Here is a 13,910-nt window from a genome sequence, read left to right as displayed (position 1 = left end):
GAGACGACACCACCGGCGAACTCATACCCACCGGCGTGGGTCGCGCGCTGTTCGAGCGGATGCGACGGCAGGTAGGGCGCAAGATGCGACTTCGCCGCGACCGGCCCGACGCCTGGTCCACCACCGCCGTGCGGGATGGCGAATGTCTTGTGCAGGTTCAGGTGCGAGACGTCGCCGCCGAGGTCGCCGAATCGCGCGTAGCCGAGCAACGCGTTGAGGTTGGCCCCGTCGACATACACCTGCCCACCAGCGTCGTGCACCGCGGCAGTGATGTCGACGACATCCTGCTCGTACACGCCGTGCGTCGACGGATACGTGATCATGAGGGCGGCGATCTCGTCGGCGTGCGCCGCGATCTTCGCGCGCAGATCGTCGAGATCCACGTTGCCCATCTCATCGCAGGCGACGACGACGACCTTCATGCCGGCAAGAACAGCGGATGCCGCATTCGTGCCGTGCGCGGAGGACGGGATGAGGCACACCGTACGGTGCTCGTCGCCGTTCGCGAGGTGGAAGCCCCGGATCGCGAGGAGACCTGCGAGCTCGCCCTGTGAGCCGGCATTCGGCTGCAGCGAGACTGCGTCGTAGCCGGTGACCTCGGCGAGCCAGCCCTCGAGCTGCGTGATCATGTCGAGATATCCCTCGACATCGGATGCCGGTGCGAAGGGGTGGATACCGGCGAACTCCGGCCACGTGATCGATGCCATCTCGGTGGCCGCGTTGAGCTTCATCGTGCACGAGCCCAGCGGGATCATGCCCCGATCGAGTGCGTAGTCGCGGTCAGCGAGCTGCTTGAGATACCGCATCATCGCCGTCTCGCTGTGGTGCATGTGGAAGACGGGGTGGGTGAGGTAGTCGTCGGTGCGGTGGAGGGATGACGGGAGGGCCGTGTGGGCGGTTTCGACTCGCTGGCGCTCGCTCAACCCGTTTCGTCTCGCTGACGCTCGCTCAACGGCCCGCGGGGAAGGCCGCTCAACGGCCCGCGGGGAACCCGCGAGCGGGCCGAAGGCCGAGGTGGATGCTCCGAAGAGAGTGGCTACCTGGCCGAGGTCGGCATACGTCGTCGTCTCGTCGACCGAGATGCCGACGGTTGCGTCGTCCACGAGGTACAGCAGGATGCCGTGGTCGTCATGCGCGCGCGCGACAATCGCCGCCGCATCCGAGGCACGCACCTGCAGCGTGTCGAAGAACGCATCGTGCACGATGTCGGCGCCGGCTTCGACAAGCCGATCGCGGAGGAGGGTTGCGTTCGCCGCGACGTTCAGTGCGATCTGCCGCAGCCCGTCCGGCCCGTGGTAGACCGCGTACATCGCGGCCATGACAGCGAGCAGCACCTGTGCGGTGCAGATGTTCGACGTCGCCTTCTCACGGCGAATGTGCTGCTCGCGCGTCTGCAACGAGAGTCGGTACGCGGGCTTGCCCTCGGCATCCACCGAGACGCCGACGAGGCGGCCCGGCAGCTGGCGCTCGAGGCCCTGGCGCACGGCCATGTAACCGGCGTGCGGTCCGCCGAAGCCCATCGGCACACCGAAGCGCTGCGTCGTGCCGACCGCGACATCCGCACCGAGCGAGCCGGGCGAGGCGATCAGCGTCAGCGCGAGCAGATCAGCAGCGACGACCGCGAGACCACCGGCGAGATGCGCAGCGTCGATGACGGCGGTCGGATCCCAGACGCGACCGGATGCTGCGGGGTACTGCACGAACACGCCGAACAGCTCCTCCGGGAGAGCCTCGCCACCGGCGAGATCGCGTTCGACGAGTTCGATGCCGAGAGCCGAAGCGCGGGTCGCCAGCAGCGCCTTGGTCTGCGGGAATGCATCGGCGTCGACCACGAACACCGCGGACTTCGCCTTCGAGGCGCGCCGGGCCAGCAGCATCCCCTCGGCGACCGCCGTGGACTCATCGAGCATCGACGCGTTCGCGGTCGTGAGCCCGGTGAGGTCGGCCACCATCGTCTGGAAGTTGATGAGTGCCTCCAGACGCCCCTGCGAGATCTCCGGCTGGTACGGCGTGTAGGCCGTGTACCAGGACGGGTTCTCCAGGACATTGCGCTGAATGACGCTCGGGGTGATCGTGCCGTAGTAGCCGAGGCCGATCATCGGCGTGTTCACCGTGTTGCGCGAGGCGAAGCCGCGGAGCTCGGCCAGTGCTTCTGCCTCGGTCGCCGCATGCGGGATGACGCTCTCTCCGGACCCTGAGCCTGTCGAAGGGTCCGTGAAGATCGCGGCCGGAACGGCCTGCCGCATCAGTTCCTCGACCGGCGCGTCGGCATCCGTGAGGCCGAGCGCTTCGAGCATCGTGCGCTGGGTTTCAGCGGTGGTTCCGATATGGCGGTCGGCGAATGCTGTCACAGCCGGATCAGCCTTCAGTCAGCGCGACGTAGGCGTCGCGGTCGAGGAGTCCGTCGGCTGCGCCTTCGGCGATCGAGATCTTGATGAGCCAGCCGGCGGCGAACGGCTCAGCGTTCACGAGCGACGGGTCATCGACGACGGCGTCGTTGATCTCGGTCACGGTTCCGGTCAGCGGCGCGTAGAGCTCGCCGACGGACTTCGTCGACTCGATCTCGCCGACGACGGAGCCCGAAGCGATCTCGGTTCCGACAGCGGGCAGTTCGACGAAGACGACGTCGCCGAGCTTGTCAGCGGCGTAGTCGGTGATGCCGATGGTCGCGACACCATCGGTGATCGAGAGCCACTCGTGCTCGTCGGTGTACTTGAGGGCGTTGAGATCGGTCATTTCTTCCTCCGGTAGAAAGGCAGTGCGGTCACGGTTGCGGGGATCTTGGTTCCGCGGACATCGAGGTTGACGGTTGTTCCCGCGTCGGCGAATGCGGGGTCGATGAAGGCCATCGCGATCGGGTGGCCGAGTGTGGGGCTGAGCGCTCCGCTGGTGATCTCACCGATCGCGGTGCCATCATTTGTGACGACGGTGTAGCCGGCGCGTCCCGCGCGCTTGCCGTCAGCGGTCAGGCCGACGAGGACGCGCGACACTTCGACCCCGGTCCCGGTCCCTGAGCCTGTCGAAGGGTCCCGTTCCACCGAAGCCTTCCCGACGAAATCGTCCTTGTCGGATGCCACGACGCGGCCGAGTCCGGCCTGCGCAGGCTTCGTGTCGAGCGAGAGCTCGTGGCCGTAGAGGGGCATGCCCGCCTCAAGGCGGAGCGTGTCACGGGCGGCGAGCCCAGCAGGAACGAGGCCATGCGGCTCGCCCGCTGCGAGCACAGCGTCCCAGAGCGCAGCGGCATCCTCGGCGCGGACGAGCAGCTCGAAGCCGTCCTCGCCGGTGTAGCCGGTGCGGGCGAGCAGCAGCGGTTCGCCGTTGTAGCGCGCAGACGCCCAGGAGTAATACTTCTGCTCATCCCACGGGACACTCACGTCAGTAACGCCCTCGATACCCGCCATAATCGCCTCGGAGGCAGGGCCCTGAATCGCCAGGAGCGCGTACGTGTCTGACACGTCCTCGACAACCACATCGCGGGTCGTTGAGCGAGCGGAGCGAGCCGAAACGGGCTGAGCAAGCGAAGCGCGCCGAAGCCTCTCGCCGAGCGCCTCAGCAACAGCATCCCGATTTCCGGCGTTGGAGATGATCAGGAAGCTGTCGTCAGCGAGCCGGTACACGATGACGTCGTCGATGATGCCGCCGGTCTCGGCAAGCAGCAGCGAGTATTTCGCCTTGCCGATCTTCATCGTCGACAGACGCCCTGCGAGCGCGTAGTCGAGGTACGCTGCAGCATCCGGTCCGTCGATCGTGAACTCGGCCATGTGCGAGATGTCGAAGAGTCCGGCAGCCTCGCGCACCGCATGGTGCTCCGCGAGATCGGATGTGTAGCGCACCGGCATCTGCCAGCCGCCGAAATCGGTGAAGGATGCTCCGAGCGACTCATGTCGCTCGCGAAGCGGGGTGAAGAGGGCCTCAGTCATGGAGTTCTCCCGTGTGAATCGGAAGGATGCCGTACGGAATGCACGGTATCCGAGAACTCCCCCTCTGTCATGGGCCTGAGAGTTTCGCCCTTCCAGCGGAAGGGCTTTCACCGTCGGCGGAAATCTTGCGACAAGAATGTGTGGAGACTTGTGGAACTTGTCTCGCCAGGTTTCGACTCGGCGCCGGGGCGCCTCGCTCAACCCGATTTCTCGCTTCGCTCGATTTCGCTTTTCAGAGTGGCCTGACCGGCGCGGTACTCGGTACCTGAGAGATTGGCGGGGAGGCTTGCTCCTTCGGTGCCCGGCTGCGTTCACCGGGGCTCTCCCGCACGGGTCGTGGGGCCGTCTTCAGTTGTGTGGCCATCATAACCCGCCGCCCCGCCTCATCTAGGCTCGACAGCGTGACTTCTCCAGGTGATGGTTCCGACGCGATCGGCGTCGCGGTGTCGACCGTCATCTTCTCGGTCCGCAGCGGTGCGGACGGCGACCGTCTCATGCTGCCGCTGGTGCGACGCACCCGCGATCCGTTCCGGGACTCGTGGGCGCTGCCGGGAGGCTGGCTCGATCCCGCCGAGGACCTGGATGCTGCGGCATCCCGAACCCTTGCCGAGACGACCGCGCTCAAGCCGAGCTACCTCGAGCAGCTTTACACGTTCGGAGACGTGGGCCGCTCCCCCTCTCGCGCGATCTCGATCGTCTACTGGGCGCTGCTGCGGTCCGATCTGGTCGACGCGCAACGAGCTGCTACCGGAGCTCCCGAGAACGTCGAGTGGTTCGACGTCGACGCGATGCCCCCGCTCGCCTTCGACCACAACCGCATCGCTGAATACGCTCTGTGGCGCCTGCGCAACAAGGTCGGCTACAGCTGGATCGGCGCGGGCTTGCTCCCCGACGAGTTCACCCTGACCGAGCTGCGCGAGGTGTACGAAACCGTGCTCGGACGCCGCCTGGACCCCTCGAACTTCCGCCGGCTGCTGGAGGGGTCCGACGAGCTCGTCCCCACCGAGTCCTTCCGCACCGGCAAGCATCGCCCCGCACGCCTGTTCCGCGTCGCATCCGACCGCTGAAATTGCAGTAAAGGTCAGATCGACATAACCTGAAGGCGCACACTAAGTGTCGAAGTGACCCTAAGGCTGCGCCCGATGTCCACACTGACCGTTCGCACAACGGATCCCTCCGTCGACCGTCTGATCCAAGCGGCACCTGACGATTCCTGCAGCACCGATCTCGCGGCATCCCCCTGGACGTTCGACAGCGTCCCCGGCTACGGTCCCGGCTCCTCGATGGGTGACGTCATCCCCACCGGCGCACCGCGTCAGGGCGAGCTGCCCGCCGAGTACCGAGAGGCTGGCGACGCCGAGCTCGATGACCGCATCCGCGCCGCGAAGGCGACACTCGGCGATCGGGCCGTGGTGCTCGGGCACTTCTACCAGCGCGAAGAGGTCGTGCAGCATGCCGACTACGTCGGCGACTCGTTCCAGCTCGCGAACGCCGCACTCGAGCATCCGAATGCCGAGGCGATCGTGTTCTGCGGTGTGCATTTCATGGCCGAGACCGCTGATCTGCTCTCCACGCCCGATCAGGCGGTGATCCTGCCGAACCTCGCCGCCGGCTGCTCGATGGCGGACATGGCGGACATCGATCAGGTCGAGGACTGCTGGGAGCAGCTCGCCGACGTGCTCGGTCCGCTCGATGCTCTCGACGAGAGCGGGCGAGTCCCGGTGATCCCGGTGACATACATGAATTCCTCCGCCGCGATCAAGGGCTTCGTCGGCCGCCACGGCGGCATCGTCTGCACATCATCCAATGCGACGACCGTGCTGGAGTGGGCATTCGAGCGCGGACAGCGCGTGCTCTTCTTCCCTGACCAGCACCTCGGACGCAACACCGCCAAGGCAATGGGCGTGCCGCTGAAGCAGATGCCGATGTGGAACCCGCGCCAGCCGATGGGCGGGTCCTCCGACACGCAGATCGAGGACTCGAAAGTCATCCTGTGGCATGGGTTCTGCTCGGTCCACCGCCGCTTCACCGTCGCGCAGATCGATCAGGCCCGCGCCGAGCATCCAGATGTGCGCGTCATCGTGCACCCGGAGTGCCCGATGGAGGTCGTGGATGCCGCCGATGAAGCGGGCTCGACCGACTACATCCGCCGCGCGATCGCGGGAGCCGATAAGCCGACGACATTCGCGATCGGCACCGAGATCAACCTCGTGCGCCGCCTCGCCGCCCAGTTCCCCCAGCACGAGATCTTCTGCCTCGACCCGGTCGTCTGCCCGTGCTCGACGATGTACCGCATCCATCCCGGATACCTCGCGTGGGTGCTCGAGGAACTCGTCGCCGGACGCGTCGTAAACCAGATCTCGGTGGCATTCGATGTCGCCGATCCCGCCCGCGTCGCTCTCGAGCGGATGCTGGCGGCGAAGCCCCGCGTATGAACATCGTCGTGGTCGGCTCCGGTATCGCCGGCCTCACGACCGCGCTGCACGCGGTGGATGCTGGGCACCGGACGACTCTCGTCACCAAGGATGCCCTCGGCGGCGGATGCACCGCGCTAGCGCAGGGCGGCGTCGCCGGAGTCTACGGGCCGGGCGACTCCCCCGAACTACATGCGGCCGACACGCACACCGCCGGTGCCGGACTGTCGGATGCCGCGGCTGTGGACGTACTCGTCCACGAAGGATCAGCACGCATCGCTGAGCTCATCGCCCGCGGTGTCGCCTTCGATCGCGACAGCGACGGCACTCTGCTGCTCGGCCGCGAGGCCGCTCACACGCACGCACGCATCGTGCACGCCGGTGGAGACGCGACCGGGGCTGCGATCTCGAACGCGCTCGTCGCCCGGGTGCGCGCGGCGAACATCGAGGTGGTCGAGCATGCTCTGCTCGTCGATCTGCTCGCCGCGGACGGTACGGTTTACGGCATCCGGATGCTGCGCGATGACGCGCACGTCGACATCCACGCGGATGCGGTGATCCTCGCCACGGGCGGTGCCGGCCAGCTGTTCGCCCATACGACGAACCCGCTCGCCGCGACCGGTGACGGCATCGCTGTGGCTCTGCGCGCCGGGGCTGAGGTCACGGATCTCGAGTTCGTGCAGTTCCACCCGACGGTGCTCGATGCTGGCGCTCCGTTCCTCATCTCCGAAGCGGTGCGCGGCGAAGGTGCCGCGCTCGTCGATGATGAGGGACGCCGCTTCGTCTTCGATGCGCACCCGGATGGCGAGCTCGCCCCGCGCGATGTCGTCGCGCGTGCGGTGGCGCGACAGGCCTCGCTCCAGGGAGCGTCGGTGCGGCTGGATGCGACGATGATCGGCGCTGCGCGCCTCGCCGAGCGCTTCCCCACGATCGACCGGGTGACGCGCGAGCGCGGATTCGACTGGGCTCGGGAGCCGATTCCCGTCACTCCCGCCGCGCACTATCTGATGGGCGGCATCGTCACGGACCTCGACGGACGGACATCTGTTCCCGGGCTCCTCGCGGCGGGTGAGGTCGCGCGCACCGGCGTGCACGGCGCGAACCGCCTGGCCTCGAACAGCCTCCTGGAGGCAGCGGTCTTCGGCGCTCGCGCGGCCGATGCGGTCGGGAACAGCGCGTTCAGGTCGCAAATCTTGTCGGTATCCGTGCCTCTAAGCGACGGAGTTTGCGACCTGAACCTTCGGCCGTTGACGAAACGCGTTGAGCGAGCCGCACGCGGGCCGTTGAGCGAGCGGAGCGAGACGAAACGCGTTGAGCGAGCCGCAGGCGAGTCGAAACGACCCCAACTCCAGCAACTCATGTGGGGCCAGGTCGGCCTCCTCCGCACCCGCGACGGGCTCGCGGGCGCCCTCCACACGATCCGCAGCTGGCGCACGACCACCCCGCCTCCGTCCACGCGCGCCGAGCATGAAGACGCCAATCTGCTGCTGGTCGCCGAGGCCACGGCATCCGCAGCCCTTGCCCGCACCGATTCTGTCGGGGCGCACCATCTCGAACTCGAACCCGCATTGATCGGAGCCTGATGCTCACCACCGCCACTCTCACCCGCGTCGTCGGCGGTGCCCTCGAGGAGGATGCTCCGTGGGGGGACCTCACGAGCACCACGCTGCTGCCAGCGGATGCCACCGCGACCGCGGATCTCGTAGCCCGCGAGCCGGGTGTCTTCAGCGGAGGTGACGTGTTCGCGATGGCGTTCGCGCTCACCGATGCCTCCCTCACGGTGGATCTGCACGTCGGCGACGGCGACGAGTTCGCACCGGGAGACGTGCTGGCATCCGTATCTGGTTCGGCGCGCAGCATCCTGACCGCCGAGCGCGTTGCGCTCAACTTCACCCAGCGCATGAGCGGAATCGCGACGTTGACCGCGCAGTACGTGCGCGCCATCGCCGGGACGGGTGCGCGCATCGCCGACACGCGCAAGACCACGCCGGGGCTCCGCGCTTTCGAGCGGCATGCCGTCGTTTCCGGCGGGGGAAGCAATCACCGCTTCTCACTATCGGATGCCGTGATGGCCAAAGACAACCACCTCGCTGTGCTGCAGTCGGCAGGAACAGAGCTCGCACCAGCGCTGCGCGCGGCGCTGTCGACGCTGCCGCACACGACGCACGTGGTGATCGAGGTCGACAGGCTCGACCAGATCGAGACTGTGCTCGACGGTGGTGCGCACACCGTGCTGCTGGACAACTTCTCTCTCGATGATCTGCGATCGGCCGTCGCCCTGATCGGCGATCGGGCAACGGCCGAAGCATCCGGTGGCGTGAATCTCGACACCGTGAAAGCGATTGCCGAGACCGGGGTCGATGTCATCTCGGTCGGTGCGCTGACGCACTCGGCGCGGGCGCTGGATCTCGGGCTGGACGTCCGGATCAGCTGACGATGCTGTATCTCGATCATGCGGCGACATCTCCGGTGCGCCCGGAGGTGCTCGCGGCGATGCATCCCTATCTCACCGGTGTGTTCGGCAACCCATCGAGTCATCACACGGCAGGTGAGGCTGCGGCGAGCGCGCTGGAAGATGCCCGCTCGCGCGCCGCACGCGTGCTGGGGATGCGCACGGGAGACGTGATCTTCACCGCTGGCGGCACCGAGGCGAACAACCTCGCGGTGAAGGGGATCGTGCTGGCCGCACTGGCGCGCGGACGCAGGCACCTGGTCACGTCGCCGATCGAACACGAATCGATCCTCGAATCGGCGGGATATCTCGAGCGGTTCCACGACGTGACGGTGACGCGGGTGGAGGTCGATGCGGCCGGTCGTGTTGCTCTCTCTGATCTTGCCGCGGCGTTGCGCGAGGATACCGCGCTCGTCTCGCTCGGTCACGCGAACAATGAGATCGGCACGATTCAGGATGCTGCCGGGCTCACTGCCGTGGCACGGGATGCTGGTGTGCCGCTGCACCTGGATGCGGTGCAGTCGGCGGGCTGGCTGCCGCTTCACGATCTCGGAGCGGATGCGATCTCGATTGCCGGACACAAGCTTGGCGCCCCCAAAGGCGTCGGCGCGCTCGCGGTGCGCGGGCGCGTGCCGCTGGAGCCTCTGCTGCACGGCGGCGGCCAGGAGCGCGGGCGGCGGTCCGGCACCGAGAACGTTGCCGGAGCGGTCGGGCTGGCCACGGCGTTGGAGCTCGCCGAGTCAGAACGCGCGGCTCGCTCGACGCAGGTGGGTGCGCTCACCGCACGGTTCATCGCGGGCGTCTTGGATGCTGCGCCGCAGGCCGCTCTGACTGGCGACCCTGCTTCGCGGCTCCCCGGCACGGCGAGCTTCACGTTCGCCGGAGTCAGCGGAGAGGCCGTGCTGCTGGAACTCGAACGACGCGGGGTGATCTCATCGAGCGGGTCGGCGTGCGCGGCTGGCAGCGATGAGCCCTCACATGTGCTGATCGCCTGCGGCGTCGCGCCCGAGATCGCGCAGACGTCGGTGCGCTTCACCTTCGGGCGCGAGCCGCTGGGCCCGGATATGCCCGAGCGCCTTGCCCAGCTAGTGGCGGATGCCGTCGATGCTGTTGGCGAGTGAGGACCAGGTTTCGACTCGCTCCGCTCGCTCAACCCGTTTCGTCTTCGGTGCTTCGCTCCTCCGCTCAACGCCCCGCACGCCCCCCTGCACCGGCCATTGAGCGGGCGCCCCTCCCCAGGCGTTAGCGAACGCACCCTCCGCCGGGCGCCGCTCTGCGGGTCGCCGCTCTGCGGGGCGTTGAGCGAGCGAAGCGAGCCGAAACGGGTTGAGCGAGCGCCAGCGACTCGAAGCCGGCGCCGGAACCATAGACTCCATATGTGCCAGACCCGATCGTCACGCTCATCGTCCCCGGCCGCGACATCGAGTCCTTCGCGCCCGCGGCGATCGCGTCGCTCCGGGCGCAGACCGAGCCTCGCTGGCGGGCGCTCCTCATCGATGATGGCTCCGTGGACGGCACCGGCGACGTGTTCCGCACCGCCGCATCCGCCGACACTCGTTTCGAGGTCATCACCCACGACGTGGCCCGCGGCCTGGGCGCAGCCCGCAACACCGGCCTCGCCCGCATCGACACGGAGGTCCTCGGTTTCCTCGACGGCGACGACGAGCTGACCCCGACAGCGCTCGAGCGCCTGACGGGAACGATCACAGACACCGGCAGCGACTTCGTCGCAGGTGCCTACGTGCGCCTTCGCCCGCACGGCGATGGCTATACGGCCGGACGCATCCAGCCGTGGACCTCGGCCGCCACTGACCCGCAACGCCTGCGCACGAACATCGTCGACCATCCCGCGGCATCCGCGAACATCGTCGCCTGGTCCAAGCTCAGCCGCACAGACTTCTGGGGCGACCTCCGCTTCCCGGAAGGCGTCGCCTACGAAGACCAGATCATCGCGCAGCAGCTGCACACCCGAGCATCCGCATTCGATGTCATCCCCGATGTCATCGTCCGCTGGCGCCTGCGCGCCGACGGCTCCTCCATCACGCAGAGCAAAGCGCAGCTGTCCGTCCTGCGCGACTATCTCGCTGCCCTCCGCGGCGGCATCGAGGTACTGCGAGTTGCCAGAGCGCACGCTGCCGTCACCGCACGGATCGACCTCATTCTCGCCATGGACATGGTGCCGCTCCAAGAGATCGCCGCCATCCATCCCGACCCCGCCTACGCTGCGGAGGTCACTGCGTTCCTCGCCGAACTTCACGCACTCCCCGAGTTCGCAGACGCCCATCCGAACCCCGACCTGGCCGCAGCACTGTCCTGGTGACGCGCGCCCATCCTGGAGCCCCTGTGAACGCCTACCTCGAATCACTCTTCTCGCTCGCTGGCCGCACCGCGATCGTCACCGGCGGTAGCTCAGGCATCGGGCGCGGCATCGCCACCGCGCTCGCTCGCGCCGGAGCATCCACGGTCATCGTCTCCCGAGGAAAGGATCGCGTCGACGAGACGGTCGCTGAACTGACCGACGCCGGATGCCGCGCCGCAGGCGTCATCGGCGACCTCAGCACGCGCGTCGGCATCCATGCTCTTGCTGACGCCGCGACGGAGCCCTTCGGCAAGCCGGACATCCTGGTGAACTCCGCCGGCATCAACATCCGCCCTTCCTACGCGGACATCACCGAGGACGACTGGGATACCACGATGACGGTCAACGCGCTCGCGCCGTTCCTGCTCGGTCAGCGCTACGGCGTCGGCATGGCCGAGCGCGGTTACGGCCGCCTCATCCACATCAGCTCGCAGCAGGCGCATCGCGCATTCGTCGGCAGCGGTATCTATGGCGTCTCGAAGGGCGCCGTCGAATCCCTCATGCGCTCCGAGGCCGAAGCCTGGGGCGGCGCCGGAGTCACGAGCAACACCCTCGTGCCCGGCTTCGTCCTCACTCCGCTCAATGCGCGTCTACAGGAGGACCCGGAGAAGATTCAGGCCCTCGCCGCACGCACCATGATCGGGCGCAACGGTCTGCCGAGCGACTTCGCCAGCGCCGCGGTCTTCCTCGCCGGAGCAGGTTCGGCGTATGTCACCGGCCAATCGCTCTTCGTCGACGGCGGCATGTCGGCCCATTGACCGACCCCTCGTGCGCCGAATCCCAGACGGTGCCGCCTCGTACCGGCGTGTCGCCGGGCTGACACGCCGGCGGCGACGCACGGCGTCTGGGATTCGGCCCGCCGCGCCCGCTGACTGTGCTCACCCCTCGGCCGGATACACCCTCTGATCCCCCGCAGTCCCATCGAGCAGCGGCACCGACGCAGTGAGTGTGGCGACGGCATCCTCGGCCACCGACCCGGTCGGCGCGCGATCGGCGCGGCGGTCGGTAAATGCCGCCATCAGTCCGCCGCTGACGGTCTTCTCGATCGCGGCCTCGGTGTTCAGAATCTGAGATGCTGCCACCTGCTGCGCGGCGAGCTCCGCATAGAGTCCGTCGGCGGCGAGCAGCTCGCTGTGCGTCCCGGACTCGATGATCTGTCCTGCCTCGACGACGTGGATGACGTCGGCACCCATCACGGTCGAGAGCCGGTGCGCGATCGACAGCACGGTGCGACCGCGTGCGGCCTCATCGAGGGCCTCCTGCACGACGCGCTCGGACACGGTGTCCAGGGCGCTGGTGGCTTCATCGAGCAGCAGGATCGGCGGATCCTTCAGCAGCACCCGCGCGATCGCGATGCGCTGCTTCTCTCCACCCGAGAGCCGGTAGCCGCGCTCACCGACGATCGTGTCGTAGCCGTGCTCGAATCCGGCGATGATGTGGTGGATGTTGGCCGCCTCGCACGCCGCGATCATCTCTTCTTCCGAAGCATCCGGCTTGGCGTACATCAGGTTCTCGCCGATCGTCGCGTGGAACAGATAGGTCTCCTGCGACACGATCCCGACGTCGTCGATGATGGATTCCTGGGTGAGCGTGCGCACATCGGCGCCGGCGAACATCACCGCTCCGCCATGCGCTTCGTACAGGCGCGGTGCGAGATACAGCACCGTGGTCTTGCCCGCACCGGACGGCCCGACGAAGGCGACATGCTGACCGGGGTCGGCGGTGAAGGAGACGCCCTGCAGCGTCGGGCGCGTGTCGGGCGCAGCATCCGGGTAGCAGAAGACGACGTCGCGGAACTCGATGCGTCCGCGTGGCCCGGGCGCCTGCGCGACGGGGATGGCATCGGGTGCATCCTCGATCTCCGGCACGAGATCGAGGTACTCGAAGATGCGCGCGAACAGCGCGGACGATGTCTGCAAGTCGAGCGAGACGCGCATGAGTCCCATCAGCGGCTGCAGGAGACGTGCCTGCACGGTGGTGAACGCGACGACCGTTCCGGCCGTGATTGCGCCCTCTCCCCCGGCGATCAGGTACCCGGCGACGAGATAGATCACCGCGGGGACGGATGCCATCAGCACCTGCACGACCGCGAAGAAGCCCTGGCCGCTCATGGCACGGCGCACCTGCAACGTCACCTGGTTACGGTTCTCGGCCTGGTACCGGTCGGACTCCGTCCGCTGCCGGTTGAACGACTTCGACAGCAGCATCCCCGACACGCTCAGCGTCTCCTGCGTGATCGAGGTGAGTTCGGACAGTGACTCCTGCGTCTCCCCCGCGATCCGCGCGCGCACCTGCCCGACCTTGCGCTGAACAAGCACGAGGAAGGGCATGAGCACGACAGCGATGAGCGTCAGGCGCCAGTCGATGAGGATCATCGCGACGAGCGAGGCGATCACGGTGACGATATTGCCGAGGATGCTGGTGACGGTGTTCGTGAGCACCCCGGAGACCCCGCCGACATCGTTCTGCAGGCGGGACTGGATGACGCCGGTCTTGGTGCGGGTGAAGAACCCGAGTTCCATCGCCTGTAGGTGCTCGAACAGACGCACGCGCAGGTCGCCGGTGACGCTGTTTCCGACGGTGGAGGTCAGCCAGGTCTGCGCGACGCCGAGCAGGGCCGAGAACAGGAACAGCCCGACCATCGTGAGCACGAGCCGGATGAGCAGTCCGATCTGCGGACCGCCGCCATCGATCGGGAACAGTGCGTCGTCGAAGATGCGCTGCACGATCAGCGGCGGGATGACGGCGATCGCCGCACCGAGGAC

At 67.5% G+C, this 13,910-nt stretch carries 11 protein-coding genes and 1 riboswitch; of the genes, 7 read left to right on the top strand and 4 right to left on the bottom strand.

Annotated elements, in window-relative coordinates; genetic code table 11:
- From ACTIAO_RS04155 to gcvT, 3 genes are all read right to left on the bottom strand, one after another.
- Window positions 1–2,297 (bottom strand): glycine dehydrogenase (aminomethyl-transferring) (locus ACTIAO_RS04155; protein WP_441905055.1); only part of this gene is annotated, 2,297 nt, incomplete at its 3' end.
- A gap of 61 nt (window positions 2,298–2,358) precedes the next feature.
- Complete coding sequence (gene gcvH / locus ACTIAO_RS04150; protein ID WP_441905000.1) at window positions 2,359–2,736, bottom strand: glycine cleavage system protein GcvH; 378 nt, start codon at window positions 2,734–2,736, stop codon at window positions 2,359–2,361.
- The gene (gcvT, locus tag ACTIAO_RS04145; protein ID WP_441904999.1) at window positions 2,733–3,920 is read right to left on the bottom strand and encodes a glycine cleavage system aminomethyltransferase GcvT; all 1,188 of its coding nucleotides are present in this window, start codon (window positions 3,918–3,920) and stop codon (window positions 2,733–2,735) included. Before gcvT ends, gcvH begins: the two co-directional genes overlap by 4 nt.
- Window positions 3,921–4,162: 242 nt before the next feature.
- A riboswitch (glycine riboswitch) is annotated at window positions 4,163–4,258 on the bottom strand.
- 63 nt (window positions 4,259–4,321) lie between these two features.
- On the opposite strand from gcvT, the gene ACTIAO_RS04140 reads away from it, so the two are divergent.
- The 7 genes from ACTIAO_RS04140 to ACTIAO_RS04110 all read left to right on the top strand — a co-directional run bounded on the left by ACTIAO_RS04140 (window position 4,322) and on the right by ACTIAO_RS04110 (window position 11,903).
- Window positions 4,322–4,987 carry an NUDIX hydrolase gene (locus ACTIAO_RS04140; RefSeq protein WP_441904998.1) on the top strand — a complete coding sequence of 222 codons (666 nt, stop codon included), beginning with the start codon at window positions 4,322–4,324 and terminating at the stop codon, window positions 4,985–4,987.
- Window positions 4,988–5,062: 75 nt separating this feature from the next.
- Complete coding sequence (gene nadA / locus ACTIAO_RS04135) at window positions 5,063–6,355, top strand: quinolinate synthase NadA (protein ID WP_441904997.1); 1,293 nt, start codon at window positions 5,063–5,065, stop codon at window positions 6,353–6,355.
- Complete coding sequence (gene nadB, locus ACTIAO_RS04130; protein ID WP_441904996.1) at window positions 6,352–7,917, top strand: L-aspartate oxidase; 1,566 nt, start codon at window positions 6,352–6,354, stop codon at window positions 7,915–7,917. Before nadA ends, nadB begins: the two co-directional genes overlap by 4 nt.
- The gene (gene nadC, locus ACTIAO_RS04125) at window positions 7,917–8,768 is read left to right on the top strand and encodes a carboxylating nicotinate-nucleotide diphosphorylase (protein WP_441904995.1); all 852 of its coding nucleotides are present in this window, start codon (window positions 7,917–7,919) and stop codon (window positions 8,766–8,768) included. The genes nadB and nadC overlap by 1 nt, the downstream gene beginning before the upstream one ends.
- Before the next feature lie 2 nt (window positions 8,769–8,770).
- Window positions 8,771–9,907 carry a cysteine desulfurase family protein gene (locus tag ACTIAO_RS04120; RefSeq protein WP_441904994.1) on the top strand — a complete coding sequence of 379 codons (1,137 nt, stop codon included), beginning with the start codon at window positions 8,771–8,773 and terminating at the stop codon, window positions 9,905–9,907.
- Between the two features lie 257 nt (window positions 9,908–10,164).
- Window positions 10,165–11,106, top strand: coding sequence for a glycosyltransferase family 2 protein (locus ACTIAO_RS04115; RefSeq protein WP_441904993.1), 942 nt, complete (start codon window positions 10,165–10,167; stop codon window positions 11,104–11,106).
- Window positions 11,107–11,129: 23 nt separating this feature from the next.
- The gene (locus tag ACTIAO_RS04110) at window positions 11,130–11,903 is read left to right on the top strand and encodes an SDR family NAD(P)-dependent oxidoreductase (protein WP_441904992.1); all 774 of its coding nucleotides are present in this window, start codon (window positions 11,130–11,132) and stop codon (window positions 11,901–11,903) included.
- A gap of 120 nt (window positions 11,904–12,023) precedes the next feature.
- On the opposite strand, the gene ACTIAO_RS04105 is transcribed toward ACTIAO_RS04110, so the two are convergent.
- A partial coding sequence (locus ACTIAO_RS04105) for an ABC transporter ATP-binding protein (RefSeq protein ID WP_441904991.1) occupies window positions 12,024–13,910 on the bottom strand: 1,887 nt, incomplete at its 5' end.

The organism is Microbacterium sp., from assembly GCF_052099035.1.
Taxonomy (GTDB): domain Bacteria; phylum Actinomycetota; class Actinomycetes; order Actinomycetales; family Microbacteriaceae; genus Microbacterium.
The sequence above is the reverse complement of the archived record's forward strand: the minus strand, read 5'-3'. Positions and strand labels throughout refer to the sequence as shown.

Coding starts and splice junctions, on each gene's coding strand:
- gcvH (WP_441905000.1), bottom strand. CDS start 2,736: ATGACCGATCTCAACGCCCTCAAGTACACCGACGAGCACGAGTGGCTC.
- gcvT (WP_441904999.1), bottom strand. CDS start 3,920: ATGACTGAGGCCCTCTTCACCCCGCTTCGCGAGCGACATGAGTCGCTC.
- nadA (WP_441904997.1), top strand. CDS start 5,063: ATGTCCACACTGACCGTTCGCACAACGGATCCCTCCGTCGACCGTCTG.
- nadB (WP_441904996.1), top strand. CDS start 6,352: ATGAACATCGTCGTGGTCGGCTCCGGTATCGCCGGCCTCACGACCGCG.
- nadC (WP_441904995.1), top strand. CDS start 7,917: ATGCTCACCACCGCCACTCTCACCCGCGTCGTCGGCGGTGCCCTCGAG.
- ACTIAO_RS04120 (WP_441904994.1), top strand. CDS start 8,771: ATGCTGTATCTCGATCATGCGGCGACATCTCCGGTGCGCCCGGAGGTG.